This window comes from Thalassobacillus devorans MSP14 (assembly GCF_000496835.1).
GTDB classification, from domain to species: domain Bacteria; phylum Bacillota; class Bacilli; order Bacillales; family Halobacillaceae; genus Thalassobacillus; species Thalassobacillus devorans_B.
Window position 1 is genome coordinate 990589 of record NZ_KI543236.1, and the last position, 16193, is coordinate 1006781.

Here is a 16193-nt window from a genome sequence, read left to right on the forward strand (position 1 = left end):
TTAACTGTAATATCAAACAATGAGATTTAACAGTTCTTTTTTAATTTTAGAACCATGTAATACACCTTTCCTGCATAGAATGGAACAAGGAAGGTGATTGGATATGATGATTTCAGAATTACAAATGAAGGATATCATCGCCATGGAAACAGGTGAACGCCTTGGCCAGATTGCTGATTTGGATATAGATGTCGATAATGGGAAAGTGGTTGCCATTGTCATTACACTGAAAGGAAAAATGATGGGGTTGTTTGGAAAAGATGAAGAAGCAGTGATCCCGTGGGACCAGATTATCAACATCGGGACCGATGTTATATTAGTGAAGAAACCTTTTGCGCTGCCGCCTCAATCGACAAATAAGATAGAATAATGGGGTTAGAAGAAGAAATATGACTGGTTCTGTGGTAAAATATAGGGCAACTGAGGTGGTAACATGACAGAACCATTGAAACAACAAAACGATTCTCTGTTAGCTATACAGGACTGGGAGCAGGACCAGGCGCTTACAGCGGGCTTTTCAACCAGGTATGGCGGGGTCAGCAGGCCTCCTTTCGCGGATTTCAACCAGGGCCTGCATGTGAATGATCGCGAAGCGGATGTCATCAGTAACCGGGATCGCCTGGCTGCTTCTACTGATATTCCATTAAAAAGATGGGTGATTGGAGAACAGGTCCATGGGACAGAAGTAGCTGTCGTTCAAGAGAAAGATGCAGGTAAAGGAGCTTTTCGCCTGGATTCTTCGATTGAGGGGTGCGATGGACTCATCACCAATACGCCTGGACTGTTATTGGCAGCTTTTTTTGCTGATTGTGTACCATTATACTTTTACGCCCCACATGCAGGATGGGTCGGTATTGCACATGCAGGCTGGAAAGGCTCTGTGAATGGAATGGCTGCGTCGATGGTGAAAGCCCTTCAAACACAGGGTGTATCCGCTGACGAAATAAGGGCAGTCATCGGTCCATGTATCAGCAGAAAACATTACGAAGTGGATCAACGTGTAGTAGACAACATAGAGGGTAAATATATGAATAAAGTCACCGACCCCCTTCAAGATGGAAAATTTCTGATGAATTTGAGAGAATTGAATCGGCTGATTTTATTGGATGCAGGTGTAAAGGAAACATCCATCCATGTTACCGGGCATTGTACATACGAGCAGGAAGACGTATTTTTTTCCCATCGCCGTGATTGCGGGAAAACAGGCCGGATGCTTGGGTTTATAGGCTTTACAGATGGAAAAGGAGACGTGTAGCATGAGTGTGGAAGCAAATTGGCAGGAAGTTCAAACTAACATAGAGCAGGCATGTGGTAATTGTGGACGGGATTTGAAAGAAGTTACAGTTGTGGCAGTTACGAAATACGTAACGATAGAGAGGGCGAGAGAAGCCTTATCTGCAGGTATCACTCATCTCGGTGAAAACAGAATGAAAGGTTTCAAGGAAAAGTACGAAGCCATTGGGAATGATGCCACATGGCATTTCATCGGGTCACTACAGTCCAGGAAGGTAAAGGAAATCATCAATGATGTTGACTATATTCATTCGTTGGATCGAAAATCTTTGGCGAAGGAAATTGACAAACGTGCCGATAGTCCCGTCTCGTGTTTTCTGCAGGTGAATGTCACCGGTGAAGAATCTAAGCATGGGATGGCACTGGATGAAGTGGAAGGGTTCATCGAGTGGCTGGAGGACTATCCTAATGTCAGGGTGATCGGATTGATGACCATGGCTCCCCACGTAGAGGATGAAGAGACACTGAGAGGCACTTTTCGTAAATTACGCGCAATGCGTGACAGGATAAGGGACAAGCAGTTTCCGCATGCCCCATGTCAGGAGTTATCCATGGGAATGAGTAATGATTACAAGCTGGCAATTGAAGAAGGTGCTACCTTCATACGGCTTGGCTCCAGCCTGGTGGGCTGATAACTATGAAAGAGGTGATCATGAATGAGTATGAAAAATAAGTTCAAATCATTTTTCACACTAGATGATGAATATGAATATATGGAGGAAGAAATGGAAGATACCAATACCAATCAGCCGGCTAATCAGCAGCAAAGTTTTCCTGAGCAAAAGACAAAGAACGTAGTCAGTTTAAAAAGCGCTCAATCCTCATCAAGGATGATGTTGTGTGAGCCCCGCAACTATAATGAGGCCCAGGATATCGCCGATCACCTTGTAAACCGTCGCGCGGTAGTGATCAATCTGCAGCGGGTGGATCACCAGCAGGCGAAGCGGATTGTGGATTTTTTAAGCGGTACGGTTTATGCTATTGGAGGGGATATCCAGAAGCTCGGTATGCAAACTTTTCTGTGCACTCCGGATAACGTTGAGATATCCGGTTCGATTTCAGAAATTCTTGAGCAGGAAGATGATCTAGACAAAAGGTGGTAAAGAAATGCAGCAACTATTCGTTTTATTGACCAATGCTATCCAAATTTACAGCTGGGCATTAATTATTTATATTTTCATGTCCTGGTTCCCCGGAGCCAGAGAGTCGTCGATTGGGAAATTTCTGACTAAAATATGTGAACCATTTTTAGAACCGTTCCGACGTATTATTCCTCCGCTTGGAATGATTGATATTTCCCCAATTGTAGCTATTTTAGTGTTGAACTTTGCAAACATGGGGCTTCGTGAACTATACATGATGCTTTTGTAAGAGATATCATAATAATTGGGAAGTAAAGCTGCCATTGGCGGCTTTATTTTTGCTTTTTTATTGACTCGTTAAACGACGTTTTGTTTTTTTCATAAGAAGCTTATTCAATAATAGGGCCGGATTATGGAAGACTCAGTTTCAAAGTAATTCGGGTTCGTTACCGAGACAGGGGAAAGGGGGGCTGGGAAACGATTCGCTTTCCAGCTGCATCGCCTAGACACTCGCGACATAAGCAGTCCATCAACGGGAAGAAAGAACACTTCCCTTTTGCTGTTCTGCTTATGCGTGTCGTGTCTCCCAAGGCGATTACGCATTCGTTTCTTTCCTGTGGGGGAGGCTCACCGTTTCCCCGCCACCTTATCCATATTTTGACGAACGAACCCTACGTTGTAAGAAAATATCTTCCACATTTACTGCATGAAAAGCTCAATGATTCAGCACATAAGCTCTTTTCAGCTGTTAAGATGGTGGTTCCGCATATCGATGTTTCCGTTAGTCTTACAAACGCAAGGAGGGCCGGGAAATTGCGAGACTCCAATGGGAGGATAGGACATGGTGAGATCCCGCAAGGCTTTAGCCTGAGGAAGCTCACCGTCCGCCGCGTGCCTAGCAAGCCGTTAATTGCTTATTGGTGAAAGTCCAATCCGAGTAAGTGCCAAGACGCTCGGTAGCTGACAGGTAACTGGTAGAGAAATCTTACGGTTAGAGCCCTGTGCCAGCAAACGAACAGATCGTAACATTAAGTGAATCCTGCCGCTTCGTCAAGAGCACCTGCTCATGCAGGACAAGGAGAAGTCGAACCCCGGGCGTACGGGTGAAGACCATGGAAGATACGAAGACCTTGGAAACAGTATTGAAGAATCTCCCGGAGTAGAGGGAGCGATATGTTCGGAAAGGAATTAACGGAACTAGGGAGACCCTCCTCATCACTTCGAAAGAAGTAAAGCAGAAACCTATAAGTGCGGAAAAGCATGAAATGGCGGATGGATGAGAGGGAGTCGGAGGAGGTCATAGTACCTACAATGACTACGACAACATAACGTAGTCTAGGAAAGGACCTCTACTTTGTTCATATGTCAGAAGGAGGTAAGAGTCAGTGAATGTCAAGAAAATGACTAACTACACCAATAAAGTAAAAGCTCGAGAACTCTGGAAGACGTTATATCTTTGTGCCAAGGAAAGTCCTACACGTAGATTTCATGCACTATATGACAAGATTTATCGTCCTGATATTTTATGGGAAGCATGGCAACGAGTGAGGCGCAAGAAAGGTGGTGGAGGCATCGATGGCCAGACAATCCAAGAGATTGTCGAGGACTATGGAGAGAAAAAGTTTCTCAATGAACTTTACCTGGAGTTAAAGGATAAAAAGTATCATCCAAGTCCGGTTCTGCGAACCTACATTCCGAAGGATGATGGAAAGAAGCGTCCCTTAGGAATTCCAACCATTAAAGACCGTGTGGTACAGATGGCGACGAAATTGGTGATTGAACCGATATTCGAAGCTGATTTCCATGATTGTTCGTTTGGTTTTCGACCGAGAAAGAATGCCCATCAAGCCATGGCGAAAATTCGGAAAGCTAGTAAGAAAAGTTTTTGGGTAGTCGACGTCGATATCCAAGGCTATTTCGATAACATCAACCAAGAAAAATTGATGAAACTAGTGGAGCAACGAATTAACGATAGAAGGGTATTAAAACTTATCCGTAAATGGCTGGACGCAGGGGTAATGGAAGAAGGAAATGTAAGAAACCCTGTCACGGGCACACCGCAAGGTGGGGTGATTTCCCCTCTCCTCGCAAATATCTATCTAAATACGATGGACCAATTATGGGAGAAAAAGTTCAGTCATTTAGGAGAGATCATCCGTTATGCGGATGACTTCGTCATCATGTGTAAGACCAAACAACAAGCACTGGAGAGCATTCGTGTCATACAGGCAATTATGGGGAAACTGGACCTATCACTGAACACCAAGAAATCAAAGCTCGTTAACATCTGGAATGATATCGATGGCTTTGACTTTCTAGGATTCCATAACCGCAAATTACCGATTCGAAGAAAAGGTAGGCCGACCTTATATGTCATGAGTCATTTCCCAAAACGAAAAGCCATGAAGAGAATGCGCGCTAAAATCAAAGCGTTCACGGAACCAAGAGGTAAACTACAGCTCGACATCCGTGAACTAGTCGATGGTTTGAACCGAAGGTTGCAGGGGTTTAAGAACTACTACCTCATATCTTCAATCGCCAAGAAGTGGCTGAAGCGTATCGACTGGTATGTACTTAAACGTCTAGCCTTATTTAACAATAAGAAAAGGCAACGCAATAACCTTCAGGGTCATATGGACGAGGTTACAAATCAAGTCAAACATAGCTTAGTGAAATTAGCTGATTAAGGCCCCGTAAAGCCAAAGAAAGAAGAACATCGGAAAGCCGTATGAGGGAGAACCTCACGTACGGTTTGATGAGGGGGAGCTGAAAGTAAAGGGGGAGGAACTCCCCTTTAAAATCAGTTCTCTACTCTACCATGGAAAGCGAGTGATTTCCCGGCCCTCCAAACCGTTACTATCGTAACGGAAACAATGTATCTTGAAACTGAGTCTTCAGCAATTGGGAGCTTATCTGGAAAATCAACAATGAGATTTAACAGAGCATTTTTTAACAAGAGATGATTTTTGAGGGAGGGGAGAGATAACAATGGATATTTATCAGCATTTTCGAAAAGAAGAACAGCCATTCATCGATCAAGTACTTTCCTGGCAAGAAGAAGTGGGGCGCAGTTACCAAAGTAAATTGACAGATTTTCTGGATCCTCGCGAACAATTCATTTTTGAAAGTCTGCTGGGCAATCATCCTGACTTCACCTGGAAACTGTACGGGGGTGCGGAAGGTTCCGAGCGGAAAAGAGGACTCCTGGCTCCATATTATGAACAAATCCAGCCAGAACAGTTTGACTTGACTCTCCTGGAGGCTTCTTATCCAGCCAAGTTTGTTACCTTGACCCATCCTGACGTACTCGGTGCCTTCATGAGTTTAGGTATAAAACGGAAGAAGCTCGGTGATCTGATTGTCCATGATGGAGTCGTTCAGATTATCGTTGCCAGTGAAATTGCAGATTATGTACGTATGAATCTTGAAGGGATAAAAAAAGCCACTGTGCATTTTCAGGAAATACCTTTTGACCGCCTGCTAGAAGACAATGAACAATGGGAGGAGTTAGATACTACCGTTTCATCTTTGCGGCTGGATACACTCATTAAAGAAATTTACCGTATGTCCCGTCAAAAGGCTTCGGTATTCATTGAAAAAGGACAGGTGAAAGTGAACTTCCGAATCGTCGAAGACGCCTCATTCAAGCTGGAAGCAGGAGATATGATTTCCATCAGGGGAAAAGGAAGAAGCAAGCTGATAGAGGTACTGGGCACCACAAAAAAAGATAAGTACAAAGTAATCATCTCCCGTTTAAAATAAACCGTTGTACAAGCAGGAATCGACCAACTTTTGTCGAAATGGAATATAATTCGAAATAATGACCGATACTTTTGAGGAGGTGGCTGGTGTGCCATTAACACCACTGGATATTCATAATAAAGAATTCACACGCGGTTTTCGAGGTTATGATGAAGATGAAGTCAATGAATTTCTTGAGCAGGTTATCAAAGATTATGAGATGGTGAATCGTGATAAAAAAGCGCTCGAAGAGAAAGTGGAGCAATTGAATGAGCGTCTGGGGCATTTCAATAATATCGAGACTACGCTCAATAAATCCATTCTGGTGGCTCAGGAGACGGCAGAAGAAGTGAAAAGCAATGCCAGTAAAGAGTCTAAACTGATTATAAAAGAAGCAGAAAAGAATGCCGATCGCATCATTAATGAAGCTCTTCAAAAATCCCATCGGATTGCTATGGAAGTGGAAGAGCTGAAAAAACAGGCCAAGGTGTTCAGGACCCGTCTGCGTATGCTTGTAGAAGCACAATTGGATATGATTGATACAGACGACTGGGATCATTTGTTTGATACAGATATCGATGACTCGACAGAAGTGGATAAAGAGATGGTGGAAAATAAATCTTGACGAAAACAGCAATATTACATATAATTCATTAACATGAAATAATTCCAAAAAAAGAATAATAGACCAGTCGAACGATGACAGGGAGAGTACACAAGCCCGCATGCAGTATGAGCGATTCAGGGATGGTGAAAGCCTGAAGCAGCGACTTGATGGAAGATCACCCTCGAGTTTTCCATTCGAAAAGTGGTGAGTAGAAATGGGCGCTTTATCTACGTTACAGATCAACAGAGCGGAATCGGCATATGACAGGCCGGTTCTACAAGGGTGGTACCGCGAGATCCTCTCGTCCCTTCCAGGGATAAGAGGGTCTTTTTTATACTTTAAGAAAGTTTAACTGTTTTAAAGGATTAAAGTATAAGAAAAACTTAGGCTTTCGCCATAAGGACTTGGCGACAAGTCAAGTTTTTCTATTATTATTTTGCAATACTTACAAACTGAAGGAGGAAGCAGCAGTGAACTATAAAGATACATTACGGATGCCTAAAACCGAGTTTCCAATGCGGGGAAACCTTCCGAACCGTGAGCCGAAGATGCAGGAACGGTGGGAGGAAATGAATATATATGAGAAAGTACAACAACGTACCGAAGGGCGTCCCTTGTTTGTCCTTCATGACGGCCCTCCATACGCTAATGGTGACTTGCATATGGGGCATGCCCTTAATAAGTCCCTGAAGGATTTCATCGTCAGGTATAAATCCATGGCCGGATACCATGCGCCATATGTTCCAGGCTGGGATACACACGGACTTCCGATTGAAACAGCACTGACAAAGAAAAAGAAAGTGGATCGTAAAAAGATGTCCATTGCGGAATTCCGTCAAAAGTGTGCGGACTATGCAATGGGACAGCTGGATAACCAGCGGAAAGAATTCAAACGTATGGGGGTTCGCGGCGATTGGGATAACCCATACGTGACGTTGAATAAAGATTATGAAGCAGAACAGATCAAAGTATTTGGAGAAATGGCTAAAAAAGGCTATATCTACAAAGGATTGAAGCCTGTTTATTGGTCTCCTTCATCCGAGTCAGCGCTTGCAGAGGCTGAAATCGAGTACCAGGACAAACGGTCGCCGTCCATTTATGTCTCTTTCTATGTGAAAGATGGCAAAAGCTTGTTTGACGGAGATGAAAAATTCATCATCTGGACCACAACGCCTTGGACTATTCCTTCTAATCTGGCGATCGCTTTGAATCCGGCTTACAACTACGTAGTCGTAAAAGCCGGCGACAATAAATTTGTCATCGCTGAAGATTTGCTTGAAGACGTTGCTGAGAAGCTGGAATGGGAGTCGCACGAGGTTGTGAAGACATTTAAAGGAAAAGAAGCAGAACATGTTACGACCCAGCATCCATTCTATGATCGTGAATCCCTTGTCATTCTTGGTGATCATGTTACTACAGATGGTGGCACCGGCTGTGTCCATACCGCTCCCGGCCACGGGGAAGATGACTTCTGGGTAGGAAAGCAATATGGCCTGGAGGTGCTTTGCCCGGTTGATGATAAAGGCGTATTTACTGAAGAAGCTCCAGGTTTTGAAGGCATGTTCTACGATAAAGCAAACAAGCCGATTACAGAAAAATTGACCGAAGCAGGAGCATTGGAAAAATTGGAATTCATCACGCACTCCTACCCGCATGACTGGAGAACGAAAAAGCCGACGATTTTCCGTGCTACAGATCAGTGGTTCGCTTCCATCAAAGATTTCCGTGAAACATTATTAGAGGAAATCAACAACGTCAAATGGGTACCTCGCTGGGGTGAAACACGACTTTACAATATGGTACGTGACCGTGAAGACTGGTGTATTTCCCGTCAGCGTACCTGGGGAGTGCCGATTCCTGTTTTTTACGGAGAAGATGGAACACCGATTATTACAGATGAAACGATCGACCATGTCGCAGGATTGTTTCGGGAACACGGTTCCAATGTTTGGTTCGAGCGCGAGGCGAAGGATTTGCTTCCGGAAGGCTTCACTTCCGAACATAGCCCGAACGGCGAATTCACCAAAGAAGAAGACATCATGGATGTCTGGTTTGATTCCGGTTCGTCGCACCAGGCAGTGTTGCACCAGCGTCCGGAACTTCAGCGTCCTGCAGATCTGTATTTAGAGGGTTCTGATCAATACCGTGGCTGGTTCAACTCTTCCTTGTCTACTTCTGTAGCTGTGACAGGAAAAGCACCATTCAAAGGAATCTTAAGTCACGGGTTTGCTTTGGATGGCCAGGGCCGTAAGATGAGTAAATCGATCGGTAACGTTATCCTTCCTGACAAGGTCACAAAGCAGCTGGGCGCAGAAATCATCCGTTTGTGGGTGGCAAGCTCTGATTACCAGGCAGATGTGAGAGTTTCCGATGATATCCTGAAACAAGTTTCCGAAGTTTATCGTAAAATCCGTAATACGTTCCGTTTCCTGCTTGGGAACCTTCATGATTTCGATCCTGCTGCCGACCGTGTACCTGAGGACCAGTTGGAAGAAGTGGATCGTTATATGAAAATGCGTTTGAACAGCCTGGTTAAAAAAGTGCGGGAAGCTTATGATAACTATGAATTCAATGTGATCTACCATCAGGTTCATAACTTCTGTACGATTGATCTGAGCTCGTTTTACCTGGATTTCGCCAAAGATATCCTGTATATCGAAGCACCTGATCATCCACGGAGAAGAAGCATCCAGACTGTCTACTATGAAACGCTGACGGCATTAGTTAAACTGCTGGCACCAATCATTCCACATACAACTGATGAAGTATGGGAATACCTGCCAGGTGTAAGCGAGGAAAGTGTCCAGCTGACAGATATGCCGGAAGAAGTAGCCGTAATCGACAGCCAGGAGCTTAAGGCCAAATGGGATCACTTCATGGAAGTGAGAGATGATGTGCTAAAAGCTCTAGAAGAGGCACGTAACGAAAAAGTCATTGGTAAGTCCCTGGAAGCCCGGGTGACGATTGTACCGAAAGATGAGCAGACACAGCGCGTGTTGAAAAATATCGAACACCTCCACCAGCTTTTGATAGTCTCAGAAGCAGAGGTAGCATTATCACATCCGGATGCAAAAGCATATGAGCATGTCGACGTTTATGTCGAGAAGCATGAAGGGGAAAAATGTGAACGCTGCTGGGTCGCTTCTGATGATGTAGGAGAAGACGACGAGCATCCGGAATTGTGTGTCCGCTGTGCTACTGTCGTAAAAGAACATTACCAAGGTTAATGGTTTACTTTGAAGTCGTGTGCAACACACCAGCTGCACACGACTTTTTATTTAGGATTATTTATCGATAATAATATTATGTAAACAAATATAAGTGGTTATCTTTTTTAGTGAAAATTATGGTACAATGAAAAAATCGAATAATTATTTTGGAGGAAGACTATGGTTTGGTATTACATATTAGCAAGCTTTATCATCGTCATTGATCAATGGACAAAATGGCTGGTCGTCAAAAATATGTATATCGGGGAAAGTATTCCTGTGATTGAAAACTTTTTTTACCTGACTTCACATCGGAATCGTGGGGCTGCCTGGGGGATATTGCAGGGACAGATGATCTTTTTTTATGTTATCACCCTTGTCGTCATCGGGGTGATCCTTTACTACTTGCACCAATATGGTAAACAATACAAATTAGGGGGCATTGCCCTCGCATTGTTATTGGCAGGAGCCATCGGGAATTTCATCGACCGGCTGCTTAGAAAAGAAGTCGTCGACTTTTTGGATTTTATTATCTTTACATACGATTATCCCATCTTCAATATCGCAGACTCCTCCCTGGTAGTCGGTGTCATTTTAGTGATGATCGCATCCTTTTTGGATGAACGTAAGAAGAAGGAGAGTACCCAATCGTGAGTAATCATTATCAGGTAAGTGAACAGGATACAGGCAATCGGATTGATAAATTGGTAACAGAAATAGACCCTTCCGCTTCAAGGACACAGGTACAGAGCTGGATTAAAGACGGTCACCTGCTTGTGGGCGGGGAACAAGTGAAAAGCAATTATAAAGTCCAGGAAAATGATGAGATTACCTGGGAAGTCCCAGAGCCGGAACCTTTAAAAATTGAAGCGGAAGCTATTCCTCTTGATGTCGTGTATGAGGATAAGGATATCATTGTGGTCAACAAGCCCCGGGGAATGGTGGTACACCCTTCGTCCGGCCATCCCAATGGGACGTTGGTCAATGCCCTTCTGCATCATTGCGATGACTTGTCCGGGATCAATGGAGTCACCAGACCAGGGATCGTCCATCGGATCGACAAAGATACCAGCGGCCTGTTGATGGTAGCTAAAAATGATCATGCCCATCAATCACTGGCGGAACAATTAGCGAATAAAACGACCGACAGAAAATATGAAGCGATTGTCCATGGAGAAATCGCTCATGAATATGGCACGATTGAAGCACCGATAGGAAGGGATCATAAAGACCGGCAGTCCATGGCTGTGGTAGAAGAAGGCAAGCCGGCTGTCACGCATTTTAAGGTACTCGAGCTATTCAAAGATTTCACCCATGTGGAATGTGTACTCGAGACAGGGCGGACCCATCAAATCCGTGTTCATATGAAATATATCAATCATCCCCTTGCTGGTGATCCAAAATATGGACCGCGTAAATCGCTGCCTATTGATGGTCAGGCACTTCATGCCCGCACGCTGGGATTCAACCATCCGGTAACGAACGAGCGAATGGATTTTCATGTCGAACCACCAGAAGATTTCAAAAAAATGCTCGAACTTGTGAAAAAACGCAGTTGACAAATAGAGCATCATTTGTGATAATCAATTAAAGAATTCAATAAGACCTTTAAAGACAGTCCCGTGAGGCTGAAAAGGAAACGGATCATATTTACGTATGTGACTCATACCCTTTTTCTGCCCTCACGCAGGAAAAGGGTTTTTTAGTTCCAGAGAATCGGAGGTGGAGGAATGAAACCGAAAACGACCGTATTAGACGAAGCAGCTATCCGACGTGCGCTCACTCGCATCTCCCACGAAATTATAGAAAAGAACAAGGGAGTTGAAGACGTCATCCTTGTCGGAATAAAAACAAGAGGCGTACCTTTGGCAGCCCGTTTACAAAAAAGGATCAATGATATCGAGGGAGTCATCCTGCCAAGCGGGGAACTGGATATCACGCTTTACCGCGATGATTTGACTACAAAAACGGATCAGAAAGAACCTGAGCTGAAAGAAACAAATATTGAGGCGAACATAGACGGGAAAAAAGTAGTACTCGTCGATGATGTCCTGTATACAGGGCGGACGGTGCGTGCCGCAATGGACGCATTGATCGACCACGGAAGACCTTCACAAATACAATTAGCTGTCCTCGTGGATCGTGGACATCGTGAACTGCCGATCCGTGCTGACTATGTCGGGAAAAATGTTCCGACATCACTCGATGAAATTGTGACCGTAACTGTCTCTGAGACAGATCAACAAGATGAAGTAGTCATTTACGAAAAAAACGAATAACGAAGCACCTTTAAGTAAGTCCAGTGAGGCTTAAAAGGTCGCAAACCAGTACGTATCAAGCAATACAAAGATACGTCCACCTCTTTGCGGTTTTTTAAGCAAAGAGGTTTTTTTATACTTTAATAAATTTAACTTTGTTTAAAGGATTAAAGTATAAGAAAAACTTAGGCTTTCGCCATAAGGACTTGGCGATAAGCCAAGTTTTTCTAATTGTTAAAACGCAAGAGTAGATAAAAATGATAGGATTCAAAAGGAGGAAATGACAATGAAATCAAATAACGCTGCATTAGATGTCAGAGAGGTTCCTGCCCTTCATAAATGGCTTACTTTAAGCTTACAGCACTTATTCGCCATGTTTGGTGCAACCATCCTTGTGCCATTTTTAACGGGATTATCACCATCCGTCGCATTAGTTTCCAGCGGGACTGGTACACTTGCTTATCTATTGATTACAAAAGGAAGGATTCCAGCCTATCTCGGTTCCAGTTTTGCCTTCATCGCCCCTGTAATAGCCGCAAGCTCAGCCAGTGGAATTCCCGGTGCCATGGTAGGCAGTTTCCTTGCCGGTCTTGTGTATGGGGTAGTGGCGCTTCTGATTACGATGTTCGGTACCAACTGGCTGATCAACTTATTACCTCCTGTCGTAGTGGGACCCGTCATCATCGTCATTGGTCTTGGCCTTGCCACGACCGCCATCGACATGTCTATGTATGTACCAGGAATCGATGAGCAGGTATACAGCTCGAAACATTTCAGTGTCGCGTTAGTCACGCTGGCAATCACGATTATTGCGTCCATCTTTTTTAAAGGATTCTTCAGCCTGCTGCCGATCCTTGTCGGTATCGTTGGCGGTTATGTATTCGGACTCTTTCGCGGAATTGTGGACACCTCAGAGATCAAAGCAGAGTGGGAAGCGATCACGTCGGCGGATTCCTTCGGTGGAGTACTTGGGGCAATCTTCCAGAAACCGGATTTCATTGTACCCTTCGTCGATTATTCCCCACTGGATGTTCTCAGTGTGGAAATCATCTTTATCATGGTACCGATCGCGCTGGTAACGATTGCTGAGCATATCGGGGATCAGATGGTACTCTCAAAAGTCGTCGGGCGCAACTTCTTAAAAGAACCCGGCTTGAACAGATCAATCCTTGGAGATGGAACAGCAACTGTGATTGCTTCCCTCCTTGGTGGCCCGCCGAATACAACCTATGGTGAAAATATCGGCGTACTTGCAATTACGCGTGTCTTCAGTGTCTTCGTCATCGGAGGAGCCGCAGTCCTGGCTGTCCTGTTCGGATTCATCGGGATGAGTACCGCTGTGATCGGATCCATTCCATCTGCGGTCATGGGCGGTGTTTCCATCCTGCTGTTTGGTATCATCGCATCCAGCGGGCTCCGCATGCTGATTGACAATCAGGTTGATTTAGGAGAAAAGCGTAACCTGATCATTTCATCTGTCATACTTGTCATCGGAATTGGGGGAGCTTTCATCCAGGTTACTGATAACGTTCAAATCGCCGGCATGGCACTTTCCGCACTTATCGGTGTCGTATTGAATGTCATTCTTCCAGGAAAAGAAAAGGCTCATGGAAATGGTAAGATGTTCAAAGATACAACGGTCAATAATAAAAAATCAAATGATGATAACGCCGCATAAAGCGAACCATCACACTTTTTAATAAAATCCCGTGAGATTTTAAAGGGTGTAGGGTTTGATTGATTTGTCATGTCTCCAGATGATGATGATTGAGCACCCCCGCACCCCGGGGGTGTTTTTTTATACCCTGCTTATCCCTTTCGCATTAGAAAGTCAACTTGAGGAGGTCATGACATGAAGCATTTATTATCGATGGAAGACTTGACGGCCGAAGAAATCTATCGTTTGATCAGCCAGGCAGAAGCAATCGAACGAGGCGATGTTCCGGTATTTTCCAAACAATTATTTGCAGCAAATATTTTTTTAGAACCAAGTACCAGGACGAAAAATAGCTTTATTGTAGCAGAAAGGCGGTTGGGACTTGATGTCCTCGATGTTTCCGGGGATAGTTCAAGTTTGACAAAAGGGGAGTCTTTATATGATACTGTTAAAACATTATACAGTATTTCTGCAAATTTATGCATTGTCCGTCACTCCAAAAATGGTATATTAAGAGAGATAGCAGCTCAGGTGGATGTGCCGATCATCAATGCTGGTGATGGGACCGGTCAGCATCCTACGCAATGCCTCTTGGACCTCTATACGATTTATCAGGAATTCAACACCTTCCAAGGGTTGAAAGTTGCCATCATCGGTGACATCAAACATAGCAGGGTGGCGCGCTCTAATAGTGAAGCATTAAGGAAACTTGGAGCAGAAGTATATTATGTTTCCAGACCAGAGTGGCAGGACAAAGAGATATCCGAAAACTATGTATCTATCGATGAGGCAGTCAAGCTTGCAGATGTCGTCATGCTGCTTCGCATCCAAAGGGAAAGACATGAAACCGCGGCCGATGAAAATAACTATCTGCACACCTGCGGGTTAACGAAGGATAGAGAAGCAAAAATGAATAAAAATTCAATTATTATGCATCCGGGTCCCTTTAATCGAGGGGTGGAAATCGCCAGTGAAGTGGTTGATTCACCAAAGTCCCGTATTTTCAAACAGATGACAAATGGCGTAACGATGCGTATGGCGATCATCCATGCATTACTGAAGGAGGAAGTGTAATGAACCTATTAATTAAAAATGTAAAGCTTAGTAAAGGCGGGGAATGGTTGACCAGGGATATCCTGGTTGAGGGCAGCACTGTTAAAAAAATTGATTCATCTATTGATATAGAGGCTGATAAAATCATTGAAGGCCAGGGGAAAATAGCAGCTCCCGGGCTGGTTGATGTACATATCCATCTCCGCGAACCAGGCGGAGAAGCAAAAGAGACGATAGCTACCGGTACCCAAGCCGCAGCTAAAGGCGGATTTACAACAGTATGCGCCATGCCGAATACCAGACCCGTTCCTGATACTAAAGAAATATTGGATCGTCTGATGGAAAAAATCAATCAGGATGCAAAAGTTCGCGTTCTGCCCTATGCAGCGATAACAACGCGCCAGCTGGGAAAGGAAGTTGTCGATATGCCGTCCCTGTATGAAGCAGGAGCATTCGCTTTCACTGATGACGGCGTGGGGGTGCAGGAAGCCGGAAAGATGTTAGAGGCGATGACCCAGGCGGCCGACCATGGATATAGCATTGTTGCTCATTGCGAAGATAACAGCCTGATACAGGGAGGAGTTATCCATAAAGGTAAGACAAGTGAGAAACTGGGTGTGCCTGGCATTCCATCGATATGTGAGTCCGTCCACATCGCGAGGGATGTCCTTATCGCTGAAGCAACCGGCTGCCATTACCATGTCTGTCATGTAAGTACGAAAGAATCGGTTCGGGTCATCCGTGATGCCAAACGCGCAGGTATACGCGTCACAGCAGAAGTAACGCCCCATCACCTGTTATTGAATGAAAATGATATCAAGCATGATGACGCCATGTTTAAAATGAATCCACCATTGCGTAGTGAAGAGGATCAACAGGCACTGCTGGATGGACTTTTGGATGGGACAATCGATTGTATCGCCACGGATCACGCACCCCATACCGAGGAAGAAAAATCTCAGGGGCTGAAAGGGTCTCCGTTTGGAATCACAGGGCTGGAAACCGCATTTCCGTTGCTGTACACCCATCTGGTCCTGAAAAGAAAAATCAGTCTGGAGGAGTTGCTTGATCGTCTGAGCCGAGTACCTGCCGATGTTTTCGGTCTCCCATATGGAAGGCTGGAAGAAGGGGCAGTGGCGGACATTACACTGATTGACCTTGAAAAACGGGCAACAATCAATCGTCATGCCTTCGCGTCCAAAGGGAAGAACACCCCATTTCATGAATGGGAAGCAACAGGATGGCCGGCATGGACGATAGCAGAAGGAAAAATTGTTTGGGAGGACGAGTGAT

15 protein-coding genes and 1 other annotated feature are annotated in these 16193 nt (G+C 44.6%); all 15 genes read left to right on the forward strand.

The annotated features are described in order from the left end of the window. Positions 1 to 103 precede the first annotated feature (103 nt). Positions 104 to 370, forward strand: coding sequence for a YlmC/YmxH family sporulation protein (locus P855_RS20580; protein WP_037985664.1), 267 nt, complete (start codon positions 104 to 106; stop codon positions 368 to 370). Between the two features lie 63 nt (positions 371 to 433). Further along, entirely contained in the window at positions 434 to 1255 is an 822-nt protein-coding gene (gene pgeF / locus P855_RS0105915) for a peptidoglycan editing factor PgeF (protein WP_028782698.1), read from the forward strand. Position 1256: 1 nt separating this feature from the next. Next, positions 1257 to 1925, forward strand: a complete 669-nt coding sequence (locus P855_RS0105920) for a YggS family pyridoxal phosphate-dependent enzyme (RefSeq protein WP_028782699.1) — start codon at positions 1257 to 1259, stop codon at positions 1923 to 1925. Positions 1926 to 1949: 24 nt separating this feature from the next. Continuing rightward, entirely contained in the window at positions 1950 to 2396 is a 447-nt protein-coding gene (locus P855_RS0105925; RefSeq protein ID WP_028782700.1) for a cell division protein SepF, read from the forward strand. A gap of 4 nt (positions 2397 to 2400) precedes the next feature. Then, a complete protein-coding gene (locus tag P855_RS0105930) occupies positions 2401 to 2664 on the forward strand; it encodes a YggT family protein (RefSeq protein ID WP_028782701.1) in 264 nt (87 codons plus the stop codon). Between the two features lie 1096 nt (positions 2665 to 3760). Continuing rightward, positions 3761 to 5062 carry a group II intron reverse transcriptase/maturase gene (ltrA, locus tag P855_RS0105940; RefSeq protein ID WP_028782703.1) on the forward strand — a complete coding sequence of 434 codons (1302 nt, stop codon included), beginning with the start codon at positions 3761 to 3763 and terminating at the stop codon, positions 5060 to 5062. A 301-nt stretch (positions 5063 to 5363) separates the two neighbouring features. Next, positions 5364 to 6137 carry an RNA-binding protein gene (locus tag P855_RS0105945; protein ID WP_028782704.1) on the forward strand — a complete coding sequence of 258 codons (774 nt, stop codon included), beginning with the start codon at positions 5364 to 5366 and terminating at the stop codon, positions 6135 to 6137. Between the two features lie 88 nt (positions 6138 to 6225). After that, entirely contained in the window at positions 6226 to 6741 is a 516-nt protein-coding gene (locus P855_RS0105950; protein ID WP_028782705.1) for a DivIVA domain-containing protein, read from the forward strand. A 65-nt stretch (positions 6742 to 6806) separates the two neighbouring features. Beyond that, positions 6807 to 7035, forward strand: a binding site (T-box leader). Positions 7036 to 7193: 158 nt separating this feature from the next. After that, positions 7194 to 9950, forward strand: coding sequence for an isoleucine--tRNA ligase (gene ileS / locus P855_RS0105955; RefSeq protein ID WP_028782706.1), 2757 nt, complete (start codon positions 7194 to 7196; stop codon positions 9948 to 9950). 162 nt (positions 9951 to 10112) lie between these two features. After that, positions 10113 to 10586 (forward strand): signal peptidase II, encoded by a 474-nt coding sequence (gene lspA, locus P855_RS0105960; protein ID WP_028782707.1) that lies wholly within the window; start codon positions 10113 to 10115, stop codon positions 10584 to 10586. Then, the gene (locus P855_RS0105965) at positions 10583 to 11491 is read left to right on the forward strand and encodes an RluA family pseudouridine synthase (RefSeq protein WP_028782708.1); all 909 of its coding nucleotides are present in this window, start codon (positions 10583 to 10585) and stop codon (positions 11489 to 11491) included. The genes lspA and P855_RS0105965 overlap by 4 nt, the downstream gene beginning before the upstream one ends. Positions 11492 to 11662: 171 nt before the next feature. Then, on the forward strand, positions 11663 to 12211 hold the full coding sequence (pyrR, locus tag P855_RS0105970) for a bifunctional pyr operon transcriptional regulator/uracil phosphoribosyltransferase PyrR (protein ID WP_028782709.1): 549 nt from the start codon (positions 11663 to 11665) through the stop codon (positions 12209 to 12211). A gap of 265 nt (positions 12212 to 12476) precedes the next feature. Continuing rightward, the gene (locus P855_RS0105975) at positions 12477 to 13868 is read left to right on the forward strand and encodes a solute carrier family 23 protein (protein WP_028782710.1); all 1392 of its coding nucleotides are present in this window, start codon (positions 12477 to 12479) and stop codon (positions 13866 to 13868) included. A 174-nt stretch (positions 13869 to 14042) separates the two neighbouring features. Then, entirely contained in the window at positions 14043 to 14921 is an 879-nt protein-coding gene (locus tag P855_RS0105985) for an aspartate carbamoyltransferase catalytic subunit (RefSeq protein WP_028782711.1), read from the forward strand. Beyond that, on the forward strand, positions 14921 to 16192 hold the full coding sequence (locus tag P855_RS0105990) for a dihydroorotase (protein ID WP_028782712.1): 1272 nt from the start codon (positions 14921 to 14923) through the stop codon (positions 16190 to 16192). The genes P855_RS0105985 and P855_RS0105990 overlap by 1 nt, the downstream gene beginning before the upstream one ends. Position 16193 lies beyond the last annotated feature (1 nt).